14 protein-coding genes are annotated in these 15,853 nt (G+C 67.5%); 8 read left to right on the top strand and 6 right to left on the bottom strand.

The genetic code is table 11. The features are described from left to right. Positions 1–9 precede the first annotated feature (9 nt). From gyrB to dnaA, 6 genes are all read right to left on the bottom strand, one after another. Entirely contained in the window at positions 10–2,079 is a 2,070-nt protein-coding gene (gene gyrB / locus ACIBCU_RS16865) for a DNA topoisomerase (ATP-hydrolyzing) subunit B (RefSeq protein WP_362927524.1), read from the bottom strand. A 403-nt stretch (positions 2,080–2,482) separates the two neighbouring features. Then, positions 2,483–3,043, bottom strand: a complete 561-nt coding sequence (locus tag ACIBCU_RS16870) for a DciA family protein (RefSeq protein ID WP_362927598.1) — start codon at positions 3,041–3,043, stop codon at positions 2,483–2,485. A gap of 26 nt (positions 3,044–3,069) precedes the next feature. Next, positions 3,070–4,200, bottom strand: coding sequence for a DNA replication/repair protein RecF (recF, locus tag ACIBCU_RS16875; protein ID WP_362927525.1), 1,131 nt, complete (start codon positions 4,198–4,200; stop codon positions 3,070–3,072). Between the two features lie 52 nt (positions 4,201–4,252). Next, positions 4,253–5,131 (bottom strand): phosphogluconate dehydrogenase (NAD(+)-dependent, decarboxylating), encoded by an 879-nt coding sequence (gnd, locus tag ACIBCU_RS16880; RefSeq protein WP_362927526.1) that lies wholly within the window; start codon positions 5,129–5,131, stop codon positions 4,253–4,255. A 145-nt stretch (positions 5,132–5,276) separates the two neighbouring features. Then, a complete protein-coding gene (dnaN, locus tag ACIBCU_RS16885) occupies positions 5,277–6,407 on the bottom strand; it encodes a DNA polymerase III subunit beta (RefSeq protein ID WP_031090399.1) in 1,131 nt (376 codons plus the stop codon). Between the two features lie 981 nt (positions 6,408–7,388). Continuing rightward, entirely contained in the window at positions 7,389–9,176 is a 1,788-nt protein-coding gene (gene dnaA, locus ACIBCU_RS16890; protein ID WP_362927527.1) for a chromosomal replication initiator protein DnaA, read from the bottom strand. Positions 9,177–9,556: 380 nt separating this feature from the next. Between dnaA and rpmH the strand changes: the two genes are divergently transcribed. The 8 genes from rpmH to ACIBCU_RS16930 all read left to right on the top strand — a co-directional run bounded on the left by rpmH (position 9,557) and on the right by ACIBCU_RS16930 (position 15,550). Beyond that, positions 9,557–9,694, top strand: coding sequence for a 50S ribosomal protein L34 (gene rpmH, locus ACIBCU_RS16895; RefSeq protein WP_003967884.1), 138 nt, complete (start codon positions 9,557–9,559; stop codon positions 9,692–9,694). A gap of 19 nt (positions 9,695–9,713) precedes the next feature. Continuing rightward, complete coding sequence (rnpA, locus tag ACIBCU_RS16900) at positions 9,714–10,085, top strand: ribonuclease P protein component (protein ID WP_362927528.1); 372 nt, start codon at positions 9,714–9,716, stop codon at positions 10,083–10,085. Beyond that, complete coding sequence (gene yidD, locus ACIBCU_RS16905) at positions 10,082–10,441, top strand: membrane protein insertion efficiency factor YidD (RefSeq protein ID WP_362927529.1); 360 nt, start codon at positions 10,082–10,084, stop codon at positions 10,439–10,441. The genes rnpA and yidD overlap by 4 nt, the downstream gene beginning before the upstream one ends. Positions 10,442–10,444: 3 nt before the next feature. Next, entirely contained in the window at positions 10,445–11,713 is a 1,269-nt protein-coding gene (yidC, locus tag ACIBCU_RS16910; protein WP_362927530.1) for a membrane protein insertase YidC, read from the top strand. A gap of 14 nt (positions 11,714–11,727) precedes the next feature. Further along, on the top strand, positions 11,728–12,237 hold the full coding sequence (locus ACIBCU_RS16915) for a R3H domain-containing nucleic acid-binding protein (RefSeq protein WP_362927531.1): 510 nt from the start codon (positions 11,728–11,730) through the stop codon (positions 12,235–12,237). 100 nt (positions 12,238–12,337) lie between these two features. Continuing rightward, positions 12,338–13,054 carry a 16S rRNA (guanine(527)-N(7))-methyltransferase RsmG gene (gene rsmG, locus ACIBCU_RS16920; protein WP_329230755.1) on the top strand — a complete coding sequence of 239 codons (717 nt, stop codon included), beginning with the start codon at positions 12,338–12,340 and terminating at the stop codon, positions 13,052–13,054. A 304-nt stretch (positions 13,055–13,358) separates the two neighbouring features. Further along, positions 13,359–14,453, top strand: coding sequence for a ParA family protein (locus tag ACIBCU_RS16925; RefSeq protein WP_362927599.1), 1,095 nt, complete (start codon positions 13,359–13,361; stop codon positions 14,451–14,453). Further along, complete coding sequence (locus tag ACIBCU_RS16930; RefSeq protein WP_362927532.1) at positions 14,450–15,550, top strand: ParB/RepB/Spo0J family partition protein; 1,101 nt, start codon at positions 14,450–14,452, stop codon at positions 15,548–15,550. Before ACIBCU_RS16925 ends, ACIBCU_RS16930 begins: the two co-directional genes overlap by 4 nt. The last annotated feature ends 303 nt before the right edge of the window (positions 15,551–15,853 follow it).

Here is a 15,853-nt window from a genome sequence, read left to right on the forward strand (position 1 = left end):
ACGGCCGACTCAGATGTCGAGGAAGCGGACGTCCTTGGCGTTGCGCTGGATGAACGAGCGCCGCGCCTCGACGTCCTCGCCCATCAGCACCGAGAACAGGTCGTCCGCCTGCGCCGCGTCGTCCAGCGTGACCTGGCCCAGCACACGGTGGTCGACGTCCATCGTGGTGACGCGCAGCTCCTCGGCGTTCATCTCACCGAGACCCTTGAAGCGCTGGATCGAGTCTTCCTTGATCCGCTTGCCGTTCTGCTTTCCGAGCGCCACCAGGGCGTCGCGCTCACGGTCCGAGTACGCGTACTCGAAGTCGTCACGGCCCCACTTGATCTTGTAGAGCGGCGGGCGCGAGAGGTACACGTGCCCGGACTCGACCAGCGGCCGCATGAAGCGGAACAGGAAGGTCAGCAGCAGGGTGTTGATGTGCTGGCCGTCGACGTCGGCGTCCGCCATCAGGATGATCTTGTGATAGCGGAGCTTCTCGATGTCGAAGTCCTCGTGGACCCCGGTGCCGAAGGCCGAGATCAGCGCCTGGACCTCGGTGTTCTGCAGGATCTTGTCGATCCTGGCCTTCTCGACGTTCAGGATCTTGCCTCGGATCGGCAGGATGGCCTGGTACATCGGGTTACGGCCGGACTTCGCCGAACCACCGGCGGAGTCACCCTCGACGATGAAGATCTCGCACTTCGTCGGGTCGTTGGACTGGCAGTCGCTCAGCTTGCCGGGCAACGAGGCGCTCTCCAGGAGCCCCTTGCGCCGCGTCAGGTCACGCGCCTTGCGGGCCGCGACACGGGCCGTGGACGCCGCGATGCCCTTGCGGATGATGTCGGCGGCCTCGTTGGGGTTCCGGTCGAACCAGTCCGTCAGCTGCTCGTGGACGACCTTCTGCACGAAGGTCTTCGCCTCGGTGTTGCCCAGCTTGGTCTTCGTCTGACCCTCGAACTGGGGCTCGCCCAGCTTCACCGAGATGATCGCCGTCAGGCCCTCGCGGACGTCCTCACCGGTGAGGTTGTCGTCCTTCTCGCGCAGCAGCTTCTTGTCCCGCGCGTAGCGGTTGACCAGCGAGGTCAGCGCCGCACGGAAGCCCTCCTCGTGCGTACCGCCCTCGTGCGTGTGGATCGCGTTGGCGAAGGAGTAGACCCCCTCGGTGTACTGCGTGTTCCACTGCATGGCGATCTCGACCGAGAGGAGTCGCTCCTTGTCCTCGGCCTCGACGTCGATCACCGACTGGTGAATGAGCTCGCCCTTGCGGGAGTTGAGGTACTTGACGAAGTCGACGATGCCGTTCTCGTAGTGATACGTGACCGTGCGGGTCGACTCCTCGTCGGGGACGTCGACCACCTCGGCGCTGTCCGCGCCCGCCGTGGCCTTCGCCGCCGCACGCTCGTCGGTGAGCTTGAGAGTGAGTCCCTTGTTGAGGAACGCCATCTCCTGGAAGCGGCGGGAGAGGGTCTCGAAGGAGTAGTCGGTGGTCTCGAAGACGTCTCCGTCGGCCCAGAAGGTGACGGTCGTCCCCGTCTCCTCGGTGGCCTCGTTACGGGCCAGCGGGGCTGTCGGGACACCGAGCTTGTAGTCCTGGGTCCAGCGGTAGCCGTCGGTCTTGACCTCCACGGCCACGCGTGTGGAGAGGGCGTTGACGACGGAGACACCGACGCCGTGCAGACCGCCGGAGACGGCGTAGCCGCCGCCGCCGAACTTGCCGCCGGCGTGCAGCACGGTGAGGACGACCTCAACGGCCGGCTTGCCCTCGGACGGCACGATGCCGACCGGGATACCGCGGCCGTTGTCGATCACACGAACCCCGCCGTCGGCGAGGATCGTGACGTCGATGGTGTCCGCGTGCCCGGCCATGGCCTCGTCGACCGAGTTGTCGACAACCTCTTGCACGAGGTGGTGGAGACCGCGCTCACCGGTGGACCCGATGTACATGCCGGGTCGCTTGCGGACCGCGTCCAGGCCTTCGAGCACGGTGATCGCGCTGGCGTCGTACGAGGCGGTGACCTCGCCGTGCTCACCGGCTGTGGACGGGATGTTCTCGTTGGGGTTGCCGGAATCGGCCACGAAGCGCCCTTTCTGGCACAGCACAGGCCGTTCTCCGGCAGGCGGGAGCGGCTGCGTCGTTCGGCTTGTATCGACGACTCCCGCGAGGAAGCGGGATTGTCCACCAGTCTACCGGTAGCGCCGACATGAATGGGGGTTTGCCGGTGCCTGAGTACGCATGTGCCGCCCTGAATGAGCGGCTGACGACTCCCCATATTCAGGAAGGGGCCCTGGGGGGCTCACGAGGGCTTTGCGCGCTTCGGGCTGTCAACCTCCCGCTACGGTGAGGGACGCTCCACTCTCCCCGCGCGAACCAAATCACCACATAGCCGGGCAGACCGGAAACGCCGGGTCTTCGGCGAAGCAGGACATACGCGGGTGAAGCGCAGCTCGCGCCTTCCTAGGCGCAGGCCGGTGCCCGAAGGCTCCGGAGGGGGAAAAGGCCTGCTCAGCCGTAGGTGTCGCCAGGTCCCTTGCTCCCGGGAGTCCGGAGAGGGCCGAATCTGCGCGGTGGACCGCCCGGACCGAGCACTTTGATCATCCGCACGGTGCCGTGGCCCAGGTCCGTGTTCAGCCGGGCCACGAGCTGCGGGGCCAGCAGCCGGAGCTGCGTCGCCCACGCCGTCGAGTCGCACTGCACGGTCAGCACCCGCTCGGCCGGATCCTCGTCGTACCGCACGGGGACGCAGTGGTTGGCCAGATCGTCACCGACGATCTGCGGCCAGCGGCCCATCACACCGCCGACGGCCGCCGGTGTCTCCCAACCCCGCTCGGTGATCAGCCGGTTGATCGCCGACCCCAGAGGCAGCGGGTCGCGCCCGTCGGACCGGGCGCCCGACCGCAGGCCGCCGCCCCGCCTCGCCTGATTCTTCTGCTGCGCCGCGGCGCCCCGGGCACGGGCCTGTTCCTTCGCGGCGCGCAGGGCCACACGTGCCAGATCCACGCCGGACACCTCCGGCGGCTTCACCGGATCCGGCCCGGCTCCGGCCGGCTTGGCCTGCCCCGGCAGGGGACCGCCCTGCTCGTCCGGGCCGCTCACAGCCGCTCCACCGCACCGGCGGACACGGCGTACCGGGCACCCGCCAGGACACCCGGGACGTCGTCGTCCACGGCCGCCGTCACCAGCACCTGCTCACCGGGGGCCACCAGCTCGGCCAGCCGCTCGCGACGGCGCGCGTCCAGCTCGGCGAACACGTCGTCGAGCACCAGCACCGGCTCGTTGCCCTCGGTGCGGAGCAGATCGTACGAGGCCAGCCGCAGGGCCAGGGCGTACGACCAGGACTCGCCGTGGCTCGCGTACCCCTTCGCCGGCATGCCGCGCAGGCCGAGCACCAGGTCGTCGCGGTGCGGACCGACCAGGGTCACACCGCGCTCGATCTCCTGCTTGCGCGCCTCGGCCAGGGCCGCCATCACCTGCTCGTACAGCTCCTCGCGGGTGCGCGCGGGCTCCACGTCGGCACCGACCGAGCTGCGGTACTCCAGGGTGACGGGGCCACCGCCGGGGGCCACGTCCGCGTACGCCTTGTCCGCCAGTGGCTGCAGGGTCGCGATCAGGTCCAGCCGCTGCGCCAGCAGCTCCGCCGCCACCCTGCCCAGGTGCTGGTCCCACACGTCCAGGGTGGACAGATCCATCGACCGGCCACCGTGTCTGCGGGCCATGGCGGCGGACTTCAGCAGGGTGTTGCGCTGCTTCAGCACCCGCTCGTAGTCGGAGCGGACCCCGGCCATGCGGGGGGACCGCGCCGTGATCAGCTCGTCCAGGAAGCGTCTGCGCTCGCCCGGGTCACCCTTCACCAGGGCCAGGTCCTCCGGGGCGAAGAGCACCGTCCGCACTATGCCCAGTACGTCACGCGGCCTGACCTGCGACGACCTGTTGATACGGGCCCGGTTGGCACGGCCCGGATTGAGCTCCAGCTCGATCAGCTGCGAACGCTCCCCCTGGGTGACCGCGGCCCGTACGACGGCGCGCTCCGCACCCATGCGCACCAGGGGGGCATCCGACGACACCCGGTGGCTGCCGAGCGTCGCCAGATAGCCGACCGCCTCCACCAGATTGGTCTTGCCCTGTCCGTTGGCCCCCACGAACGCGGTGACGCCCGGGTCGAGAGGAACCTCGACCCGGGCGTACGAGCGGAAGTCGGCCAGCGAGAGATGCGTGACGTGCATGGTCGCCGACCCTTCCGACTGAGTGCTCTGCTGTGTGCTGCTGTGGCGCCGGCTACTTCTTGTTCTCGACCGCGTGGCCGCCGAACTGGTTGCGCAGCGCGGCGATCATCTTCATCTGCGGCGAGTCGTCCTGCCGCGAGCCGAAGCGTGCGAACAGGGACGCGGTGATCGCGGGCAGCGGCACGGCGTTGTCGATGGCGGCCTCGACGGTCCACCGGCCCTCGCCGGAGTCCGCGGCGTAGCCGCGAAGCTGCTCGAGGTGCTCGTCGTCGTCCAGCGCGTTCACGGCGAGGTCGAGCAGCCAGGAACGGATGACCGTGCCCTCCTGCCAGGAGCGGAAGACCTCGCGGACGTCGGTGACGGAGTCGACCTTCTCCAGGAGCTCCCAGCCCTCGGCGTAGGCCTGCATCATGGCGTACTCGATGCCGTTGTGGACCATCTTGGCGAAGTGGCCGGCGCCGACCTTGCCCGCGTGGACGGAACCGAATTCGCCCTCGGGCTTGAGCGCGTCGAAGATCGGCTGGACCTTCGCGACGTTCTCCTCGGTGCCGCCGTACATCAGGGCGTAGCCGTTCTCCAGGCCCCAGACACCACCGGAGACACCGCAGTCGACGAAGCCGATCTCCTTGATGCCCAGCTCGACGGCGTGCTTCTCGTCGTCGGTCCAGCGGGAGTTCCCGCCGTCCACGACGACGTCACCCGGGGACAGCAGGTCGGCCAGCTCGTCGATGGTCGACTGGGTCGCGGCACCCGCCGGGACCATCACCCACACGACGCGCGGGCCCTTGAGCTTGCCCACAAGCTCTTCGAGGCTGTGGACATCGGCGACGTCCGGGTTGCGGTCGTAACCGATGACGGTGTGGCCTGCGCGGCGGATGCGCTCGCGCATGTTGCCGCCCATCTTGCCGAGGCCGACGAGACCGAGCTCCATCAGAGATTCCTTAAGCGTTGTGCCGATTCGTACCCAGGACCGAGCCTACGCCCGGCCGGGACAGCACGGCGGGGTGCAGCACGGAGGGCCCGCTCTGCGCTGAGCCTGCCCGCCGGAAACTGCCGTGACAGGGACGACCGCCGGATCAGCCGGAGAGGCGGACCGGCATGATCAGGTACTTGTACGCGTCGTCGGCCTCGGCGTCGACGGCCGGCCGGCCGCTGAGCAGGGCGGGCTTGGTCGACGTCGTGAAGGAGAGCTGCGCGACCGGGGAGTCGATCGCGCTGAGCCCGTCCAGCAGGAAGGTCGGGTTGAAGGCGATCGAGATGTCGTCGCCCTCCAGCACGGCGTCGACGCGTTCCACAGCCTGTGCGTCGTCGCTGGAACCCGCCTCGAGGATGAGCACACCCTGCTCGAAGCTGAGGCGCACCGGGGTGTTGCGCTCGGCGACGAGCGCAACACGCTTGACGGCCTCGACGAACGGGGCGGTCTCGATGACCGCGACCGAGTTGAACTCGGTGGGGAAGAGCGTCCGGTACTTCGGGAGGTCGCCCTCGAGCAGCCGCGTGGTCGTACGGCGGCCGGCGCCCTCGAAACCGATGAGCCCTTCACCCGCACCCGAGCCGGACAGCGCCAGCGTCACCGTGTCACCGCTGGTCAGTGCCTTGGCGGTGTCCAGGAGCGTCTTGGCGGGCACCAGGGCCACTGCGGAAGCGTCGGGGTTCTCCGGCTTCCACAGGAACTCGCGGACCGCGAAGCGGTAGCGGTCGGTCGACGCGAGGGTGACGGTGTCGCCCTCGATCTCGATCCGGACGCCGGTCAGGACGGGCAGGGTGTCGTCGCGCCCGGCCGCGATGGCGACCTGGGCCGCCGCGGAGGCGAAGACCTCCCCGGGGACGGTGCCCGTGGCGGTCGGCATCTGCGGCAGTGCCGGGTACTCCTCCACAGGCAGTGTGTGGAGTGTGAACCGCGAGGAACCGCAGACCACCGTGGCGCGCACACCGTCGGTGGAGATCTCCACCGGCCTGTTCGGCAGGGCGCGGCAGATGTCAGCGAGCAGGCGGCCGGAGACGAGCACCGTGCCGTCCTCCTCGATCTCGGCGTCCACCGAGACCTTGGCCGAGACCTCGTAGTCGAAGCTCGAGAAGCTGAGAGCTCCGTCCTCAGCCTTCAGCAGAAGGCCCGCGAGAACGGGCGCCGGCGGACGGGCCGGGAGGCTACGGGCCACCCAGGCCACCGCCTCCGCGAGTACATCGCGCTCCACCCGGATCTTCACCGGAACCGCCTCCTGCTGTTGCTCGCTCGCCCTGCTGGCCTTCGTCGTCTGGTCGGGGTCTCCCTGCCCAAGGGCTGGGGGAGGCCGCCGGGGTCCAGTCTGACGTACGGCACCGGCACTCGTTGCTGCTCGGGGTCAAGTCGCACCAAGAGGTTCGCGGAGCTCGCCACTCAAGTTGTGCACAGGCCCCACTTCGAAGCGGATTCCTGGCTAACTCTGAGTGGTAGTAGTAGTAGGCCCTGTGGAAACCGTGGATAACGTCGTTTCTGCAGGTCAGGAGCCATTTTTTGTCCACCGACCCTGTGGGCGGCACCGGTGGACAACCAGGCGTTTCTGTGGACACGCGAAAGTTCTGCACACCCGATGCACAGGGCGGGGTGACTTCTCCCCAGGGCTGTCCCCAGCTTTACCCACGTTCCCCACAGCTCAACCGAGGGTCCTCGTGTGACGCCTTTCACTCTCGGCAGTGAAAGCGGGTGTCGGGTTGCCGAACAGTGGACAGGGGTGTGGAGAAGCTGGGGACAACAGGGTCGCGCCTGTGGGCCGCCGGTGGACAACATGATCGGGACCCTGTGGACGAAATCTTTGTCCACAGGCTGTGGATCATCGTTGACCACAAATCCCCAGGCATGTGACCTGGCCTGATGGAGTATCGACAGCAGACCCTGTGGACGCAATATGGACAACTTCGCAGTCCCCAGGCTGTGGACGCCGGATTCCTCGTCCTTCTGTGGAGAACCGCTGGTCCGCGGCCCGTATTCGAACACTTCAGAGGGCCGGAGCCGTTTCGGAGGCCATGGAGTCGAGGCGGATCGCGTGTGCCCAGTGGCACCGAAGGCCGTCCCGGGGATGCTGCACGCCGGATTCTGGAGCCCGCTCTCAGCAGCCTGTGACGAAGAAGGGCGCCCCGCCAGGACGTCGTAAGGTCCTGGCGGGGCGCCCCGGGGCGCGCTGCGCGGCGGTCCGGCCGCCGCCGGCTTGTCAGCCGTTCTTGATGCGGTTGGTGAGCTCGGTGACCTGGTTGTAGATGGAGCGGCGCTCCGCCATCAGTGCCCGGATCTTCCGGTCGGCGTGCATCACCGTGGTGTGGTCCCGCCCGCCGAACTGGGCGCCGATCTTGGGCAGGGAGAGATCCGTCAGCTCGCGACAGAGATACATGGCGATCTGGCGTGCCGTCACCAGCACCCGGCTACGCGACGATCCGCAGAGGTCCTCGACCGTCAGGCCGAAGTAGTCCGCCGTCGCCGCCATGATCGCCGGCGCGGTGATCTCGGGCGCCGAGTCCTCCCCGCCGGGGATCAGGTCCTTCAGCACGATCTCGGTCAGACCGAGGTCCACAGGCTGCCGGTTGAGGCTGGCGAACGCCGTCACACGGATCAGCGCGCCCTCGAGCTCGCGGATGTTGCGCGAGATGCGGGACGCGATGAACTCCAGTACCTCCGGCGGCGCGTTGAGCTGCTCCTGCACCGCTTTCTTACGGAGGATCGCGATCCGCGTCTCCAGCTCCGGTGGCTGCACATCGGTGGTGAGGCCCCACTCGAACCGGTTGCGGAGCCGGTCCTCCAGCGTCACCAGCTGCTTGGGCGGCCGGTCGGAGGAGAGCACGATCTGCTTGTTGGCGTTGTGAAGCGTATTGAAGGTGTGGAAGAACTCCTCCTGTGTCGACTCCTTGCTCGCCAGGAACTGGATGTCGTCGACCAGGAGGATGTCCACGTCGCGGTAGCGCTTGCGGAAGGTGTCGCCCTTGCCGTCACGGATCGAGTTGATGAACTCGTTGGTGAACTCCTCCGAGCTCACGTACCGCACCCGGGTGCCCGGGTAGAGGCTCCGCGCGTAGTGCCCGATCGCGTGCAGCAGGTGGGTCTTGCCGAGCCCCGACTCCCCATAGATGAAGAGGGGGTTGTACGCCTTCGCGGGTGCCTCGGCGACGGCGACCGCGGCCGCGTGCGCGAAGCGGTTGGACGCCCCGATCACGAAGGTGTCGAAGAGGTACTTCGGATTCAGCCGGGCGTGCGGCTCACCGGTCCCGGGCGGAGGTGCGGACTGCGTGCCCATGTGGCCGCCGCCGCCGGCCCTTCCGGTCCCGGGGCCGCCCTGGCGGTGTTGGGGCTGCTGGTCCTGCAGCTCGTGGCGGTCTCGGCTGTCCCGCTGCTGCTCGTAACCCTGGTGCTCGGGCGGCTGCGGGCGGTAGTCGTGCTGCGGCTGCTGGGGGCGCGGGCTCGCGTACGGGTCGCGGTCCTGGTAGCCGCCGTGCCGGGGCTGCCAGGAGAGGTCGTCCTGGACCCGGGGCCAGGCGCCGGGCTCGGGGCGGTGCTGCTGATAGTCCGGATAGGCGGGGCGGGCCGTCGGCATGCCGTCGTCGGAGGACCTGGGGCCGTAGCTGTCGTACCCGTCGTTGCGCGAGGGCTCGTCGTGCTGCGGTCCCTGGTAGCGGTGGGACTGCTGTCCTTGGTGGGACTGGTGCATCGGGGGCGCCGGCGGAGCGGGGGGCTCGCCCGCGGAATCGTCGACGGTGATCGCGATCCGGATCGGCCGTCCGCACTCACGGGTGAGCGTCTCGCTGATCAGCGGGGCGAGCCGGCCCTCCAGGACGCGCTTGCCCCATTCGTTGGGTACGGCCAGCAGTGCGGTGTCGGCGACGAGTGCCAGGGGCTGGCAGCGCTCGATCCACTGCTTGTCCTTCGGCTCGATGCCCTGCTGGCCCTCCCCGAGGAGTTGTTCCAGCACTCGCGGCCACACTGCGGCAAGATCGGCAGGTACGTCAGCCACAAGGCACGCTCTCTCGCATGTCCCACGAATGTGTGCTTCTCGGGACGGATGGGTCGGGTCGGGTGAGGCCCGGCAGGCAGGAAGGAAAAGAACCGGAGTTCAGCCACGGTAGTCAGGCCGACCCGCACGGTTCAAGTTGTTGTCCACAGGCTGTGTACAGCAGGGGGCGGCGCGGGGCCGGTTTGACCGGATGGCGTAGCCGCGCGTACCGTGACCAGGTCGAGTTGTCGATGGCTGCTGCCGCCTGCCTCCGATGGGCAAACATCACGATCTGTGATTGTGAAGCGGTGCACTAAGGCGTTTACGCGAGTTCCTCGTGGGCGCACGGTGACAGCCAGGCGATGTCCCGCCAACACACGAATCATTTCTGGAGCCCCCGAGTGAGCAAGCGCACCTTCCAGCCGAACAACCGTCGTCGCGCCAAGACCCATGGCTTCCGGCTGCGTATGCGTACCCGTGCCGGCCGCGCGATTCTCGCGAACCGCCGTGGCAAGGGCCGCAGCAGCCTGTCCGCCTGATCGCTAACAGGTCCATGACGTGCTGCCTACCGAGAATCGGCTGAGGCGGCGCGAGGACTTCGCGACCGCGGTACGACGAGGACGCCGAGCCGGGCGTCCGCTACTCGTCGTGCACCTACGCAGCGGTGTTACGGACCCGCACGTGACAGGGGAGAGTGTTCCCCCGCCGCGTGCGGGTTTCGTTGTCAGCAAAGCAGTGGGAGGAGCAGTCGTCCGCACCGCGGTGAAGCGGAAGCTTCGCCATCTGGTCCGCGATCGGCTTGCTCAGCTGCCCCCCGGTAGCCTTGTTGTCGTACGAGCGTTGCCCGGATCGGGTGACGCCGACCATGCACAGCTGGCCCGAGACCTGGACGCCGCCCTTCAGCGGCTGCTGGGAGGGGGTGCGCGATGAAGTACCCGCTGCTGGCTCTCATCAAGCTGTACCAGTGGACGATCAGCCCGCTCCTCGGGCCCGTCTGCCGCTACTACCCGTCGTGTTCCCACTATGGATATACGGCGATCGACCGGCACGGTGCGATCAAGGGAACAGCGCTGACCGCATGGCGCATCCTGCGTTGCAATCCGTGGTCACCCGGCGGCGTGGATCACGTACCGCCACGCAAACGTCCGCGTTGGCACGAAATGCTGCGCAACTGTGTGCGTGGCGGCAAGGGCGGGGACTCCGCCGCCGATGTGCCTTCCGGGGGGTCGGTCTCCGAACCCCTGAGCCCGGCCACAGAGACCTCGCCCAAAGCTCAAGGAGCCTGATTAGTGGACACGATTGCCAGTCTGTTCAGCTTTATCACCACACCTGTTTCATGGGTCATCGTCCAGTTCCACAAGCTCTACGGAGCGCTGTTCGGCGATGACACGGGGTGGGCCTGGGGCCTGTCCATCGTGTCCCTGGTGATCCTGATCCGGATCTGTCTGATCCCGCTTTTCGTCAAGCAGATCAAGTCGACCCGGAACATGCAGGTGCTCCAGCCGAAGATGAAGGCGATCCAGGAGCGCTACAAGAACGACAAACAGCGTCAGTCCGAAGAGATGATGAAGCTGTACAAGGAGACGGGCACCAACCCGCTCTCCTCGTGCCTTCCGATCCTGGCGCAGTCCCCGTTCTTCTTCGCCCTGTATCACGTGCTCTCGGCCATCGCCTCGGGCAAGACGATCGGTGTCATCGACCAGCCCCTGCTGGACAGTGCCCGTCAGGCACACATCTTCGGCGCTCCACTGGCCGCGAAGTTCATGGACAGCGAGGAGAAGGTGCAGGCGCTCGGCGCCTCCCTGACCGACGTCCGTGTCGTGACCGCGATCATGATCGTGATGATGTCCGCGTCGCAGTTCTTCACGCAGCGCCAGCTGATGACGAAGAACGTCGACCTGACGGTGAAGACCCCGTACATGCAGCAGCAGAAGATGCTGATGTACATCTTCCCGCTGATCTTCGCCGTCATGGGCATCAACTTCCCCGTCGGTGTCCTCGTGTACTGGCTGACCACCAACGTCTGGACCATGGGTCAGCAGATGTACGTGATCAACCAGAACCCGACTCCGGGCAGCAAGGCGCAGGACCAGTACTTGAACCGTGTGCTGAAGAGCGTGACCGCACATGGTGAGGTGCGTGGCCGGACGCGGCGCAACACCGTCAAGCGGATCGTCGCCAAGGGTCCCGACCGCAACGACATCGAGCGCAAGTTCATCACCGGTCTGGGCAAGCTCGGCCTCGCGGCCCAGGAGGACGGGACGGTCGCGAAGAGCGAAGCCGCCGTTCTCGAGGCCGAGGGTGGTGCTGCGCCCAAGCGGCAGCAGCCCAAGCGCCAGACCAAGGCGAAGCGCCACACCGCCGCCACGCATCCCGGCACGGACAAGGGGACCGACTCCACAGGCTCGGAATCCAAGACCTCGCTGGAGAAGCAGGACGCACCGCAGGACGACAAGCCGAAGCCGGCGGCCAAGCGCGCCGCGTCCGGCTCCTCACGCCAAGCCAAGTCCGGACAGCGCAAGGGCCCGCAGCGGCCCAAGCACCCGTCCAAGAAGTAAGAAGGAGTCCATCCGTGACGGAAGGCACCACCACCACGGCCGCTGAGGGCAGCGACACTCTGACCCGCCTCGAGCAGGAGGGGGAGATCGCGGCTGACTACCTCGAAGGCCTGCTCGACATCGCCGACCTCGACGGTGACATCGACATGGACGTGGAGGCGGACCGGGCCGCGGTCTCGATCATCAGCGACTCGGCGCGCGACCTGGAGAAGCTTGTGGGCCGCGATGGTGAGGTGCTGGAGGCACTCCAGGAGCTGACGCGCCTGGCCGTTCACCGCGAGACCGGTGACCGCAGCCGCCTGATGCTGGACATCGGCGGTTTCCGTGCCAAGAAGCGTGAGGTCCTGGCCGCCCTCGGTGCCAAGGCCGCGGATGAGGTCAAGAGCTCGGGCGAGCCGGTGAAGCTCGAGCCGATGACGCCGTTCGAGCGCAAGGTCGTGCACGACGCGGTTGCGGCCGCCGGTCTGCGCAGCGAGTCCGAGGGCGAGGAGCCCCAGCGCTTCGTCGTCGTTCTCCCGGCCTGACCGGATCCTTGTACTGTCGGCCCCGTCTGTTCGCAGGCGGGGCCGATCTTTGTCAGCCTGATAGTCAGCGTGCTAGAGCGGTACGGAAGGACGGTCCCCCGTGACGGAGGAAGCAGAGCTCCCTCAGGCGCCCAAGGAGGCGCAGGCGGTATTCGGTGAGTTCTTCCCAGAGGCTGTCAGGTATGCGGAGCTCCTCGCGGACGCAGGCGTCAAGCGCGGGCTGATCGGCCCGCGTGAGGTGCCGCGCCTGTGGGAACGCCACCTGCTGAACTGTGCGGTGCTCTCCGAAGTGGTCCCCGAGGGTGTCACGGTCTGCGACGTGGGATCGGGGGCCGGCCTTCCCGGTATCCCGCTCGCCTTGGTACGCCCCGACCTCAAGATCACGCTGCTGGAGCCGCTGCTGCGGCGCACGAATTTCCTTCAGGAAGTCGTCGAGCTCCTGGGACTGGATCATGTGACGGTCGTCCGCGGCCGGGCCGAGGAAGTGCTGGGGACGCTCCAGCCGGTTCACGTGGTGACGGCCCGGGCGGTCGCCCCGCTCGACAGGCTCGCCGGATGGGGAGTGCCCTTGCTGCGCCCCTACGGAGAGATGCTGGCGCTCAAGGGGGGCACGGCTGAGGAAGAGATCCAGGGGGCTCGGGCCGCTCTGAGTAAGCTCGGAGTGGTGGAGACCGAGGTGCTGCAGGTCGGTGAGGGTTTGGTCGATCCGGCGTCCACGGTGGTGCGTGTGGTGGTCGGAGAGAGCCCGGGCGGTGTGAGGTTCGCCGCAAAGCGGGCCAAGGCCGCACGGGTGGGCCGGACGCGACGGCGCCGATGAGCGCGGGCGGGGCGATTGTCCGGCCATCCTGATTTGTTGCCTTTAGCGGGCTTCTGGCCTTTTTGCGCTGATGCCCCATGAAAGCAGTGATATGCGTAGCCTGCGGAGTGTCGGGAGCCCGCCACTGTGCTGCACAGGCATCGTGTTTCACGTGAAACGTCGCTCTCTGCTGCAGGGAATCATCGGTCGCGGTCGTGCGGCTGCCGCGCCGCGCGACCGCAAGCCCCTACGGGCTACCGAGTTGTCCACAGAACCGGATTCATCCACAGAAGAGTCGGCCTCGCTGGTTCACGACCCCGAAAGCATGGCAGGCTCTGTTCATTGCGAGCCTGAAGTCGAGGAGAGTGAATCCTTGCGGTCCGACGCCAACATCGCGGGACCGATGACCGATCCGGTCCCCGGTCCCCGTACCGAGTCCCTAGGGGACGGTGTTTCACGTGAAACACCTCCGCCGATGGACGACACACCCATTGGTCGTGCGGCTCAGCTGGCGGTCGAGGCCCTCGGCCGCGCCGGCGAGGGGCTGCCACGACCTGACCGGACACGCGTCATGGTCGTGGCCAACCAGAAGGGCGGTGTGGGGAAGACGACCTCGACGGTCAACCTCGCCGCTTCGCTCGCGCTGCATGGCGCACGCGTCCTGGTGGTGGACCTCGATCCGCAGGGGAACGCCTCCACGGCTCTGGGGATCGACCATCACGCGGAAGTCCCCTCCATCTACGACGTACTGGTGGAGAGCATGCCGCTCTCCGAGGTGGTTCAGCCGGTTCCGGACGTCGAAGGCCTCTTCTGTGCGCCCGCGACCATCGATCTCGCCGGTGCGGAGATCGAGCTGGTATCGCTGGTGGCGCGGGAGAGCCGGCTACAGCGGGCCATCCAGGCGTATGACCAGCCGCTGGACTACATCCTCATCGACTGCCCGCCCTCACTCGGTCTGCTGACGGTCAACGCGCTCGTGGCCGGGGCAGAGGTGCTCATCCCGATTCAGTGCGAGTACTACGCACTGGAGGGTCTCGGACAGCTGCTTCGCAACGTCGACCTGGTCCGGGGGCATCTGAATCCCGATCTCCACGTCTCGACGATCCTGCTCACCATGTACGACGGCAGGACCAGGCTTGCTTCACAGGTTGCGGAGGAGGTGCGCAGCCACTTCGGCAAGGAGGTCTTGCGGACCAGCATCCCGCGTTCTGTGCGCATCTCGGAGGCGCCCAGCTACGGGCAGACCGTCCTGACATACGATCCGGGCTCCAGCGGATCCCTGTCCTACCTCGAGGCGGCCCGCGAGATCGCGCTGAGAGGCGCCGGAGTGCATTACGAGGCCCAGCACGCACCGGCGGGCGAGCCTGCCCACACGGGCGTCCAGAACAGTCAGCAGAGTCATTCGGAGGGCATGCAGTGAGTGAGCGTCGTAGAGGGCTGGGGCGTGGGCTCGGTGCGCTGATTCCCGCAGCCCCGCAGGAGAAGCAGGTCGCGAGCCCTGCTTCCGGTACGAATGCTGGGGGCGCGTCGCCCATCCTGACCGCCGAGCGTGGGGTGGCTGCCGCGAAACTGGCGGCACTCCCGTCCGGCACGTTGGTGCCGGAGCCGAGTTCTCCTGTTGGCGAGCAGGAGCCCGCCACCGAGCAGGCCGACTCGGCCGGGGCGTACTTCGCTGAGATCCCCCTGCCTTTGATCACGCCCAACCCCAGGCAGCCTCGTGAGGTCTTCGACGAGGATGCTCTGGCTGAGCTGGTCACCTCCATCAAGGAGGTCGGTCTCCTCCAGCCCGTCGTCGTACGCAAGGTCGACGAGGACCGCTACGAGCTCATCATGGGTGAGCGCCGTTGGAGGGCGTGCGGCGAAGCCGGTCTGGAACGCATCCCGGCCATCGTCCGTGCGACCGACGACGAGAAGCTGCTGCTCGACGCGCTCCTGGAGAACCTGCACCGGGCTCAGCTGAATCCCTTGGAGGAGGCGGCTGCGTACGACCAGCTCCTGAAGGACTTCAAGTGCACGCATGATCAGCTGGCGGACCGGATCGGCCGGTCCCGTCCGCAGGTGTCGAACACGCTCCGTCTGTTGCGGCTCTCCCCGCCGGTACAGCGCCGGGTCGCGGCGGGAGTCCTCTCGGCCGGCCACGCGAGGGCCTTGCTTTCGGTGGACGACTCCGAGGAACAGGACCGGCTGGCGCACCGCATCGTGGCCGAGGGGCTGTCGGTGCGTGCGGTCGAGGAGATTGTGAACCTTCTGGGTTCCGAGCCGACGAGTTCCGCGAAGCCTCGGGGGCCCAGGGCCGGGGCCCGGGTCTCGCCGGCTCTGACTGACCTTGCCTCCCGCCTCTCCGACCGGTTCGAGACGCGGGTGAAGGTCGACCTCGGGCAGAAGAAGGGGAAGATCGTCGTCGAGTTCGCCTCGATGGAGGACCTGGACCGCATTCTCGGCAGCCTTGCTCCGGGCGAGGGACGGGTGCTGGAACGCAGCATCGAGGAAGAGCAGTCCGAGGCCGACGAGGCCTGAGCCGGCAGGACAGTCAAGGGCGGGCCGAGCTCCGGGGGAGTTCTCCGGATCTCGGCCCGCCCTTTGCCGTCTCTCGGTATCCCCATCACCTCTGGGTGTATACGATGCGTTCTGGTATGGCATATCCACCACCGTGATCCACCTCAGAGGAGGCGGGGGCCGTGCGATCAGTGAATCGCAGCCACCTGGTGACAGTTGGTTTGGGGCTTGGTGCTGTCGGGGGGTTCGTCGGCAGCCTGTTCCGAGAACGGAGTGCGCTGGCATCCGCACGTCATGCGGTGGGCGAAGGAAGTGAGGAACCGC

Origin of the sequence: Streptomyces sp. NPDC051064, assembly GCF_044455985.1 — a bacterium.
Lineage (GTDB): Bacteria > Actinomycetota > Actinomycetes > Streptomycetales > Streptomycetaceae > Streptomyces.

What these genes read in the sequence shown, in the direction of transcription:
- recF (WP_362927525.1), bottom strand. Translation starts at nt 4,200, where the DNA reads ATGCACGTCACGCATCTCTCGCTGGCCGACTTCCGCTCGTACGCCCGG.
- gnd (WP_362927526.1), bottom strand. Translation starts at nt 5,131, where the DNA reads ATGGAGCTCGGTCTCGTCGGCCTCGGCAAGATGGGCGGCAACATGCGC.
- yidD (WP_362927529.1), top strand. Translation starts at nt 10,082, where the DNA reads ATGAAGTACCCGCTGCTGGCTCTCATCAAGCTGTACCAGTGGACGATC.
- ACIBCU_RS16925 (WP_362927599.1), top strand. Translation starts at nt 13,359, where the DNA reads ATGGCAGGCTCTGTTCATTGCGAGCCTGAAGTCGAGGAGAGTGAATCC.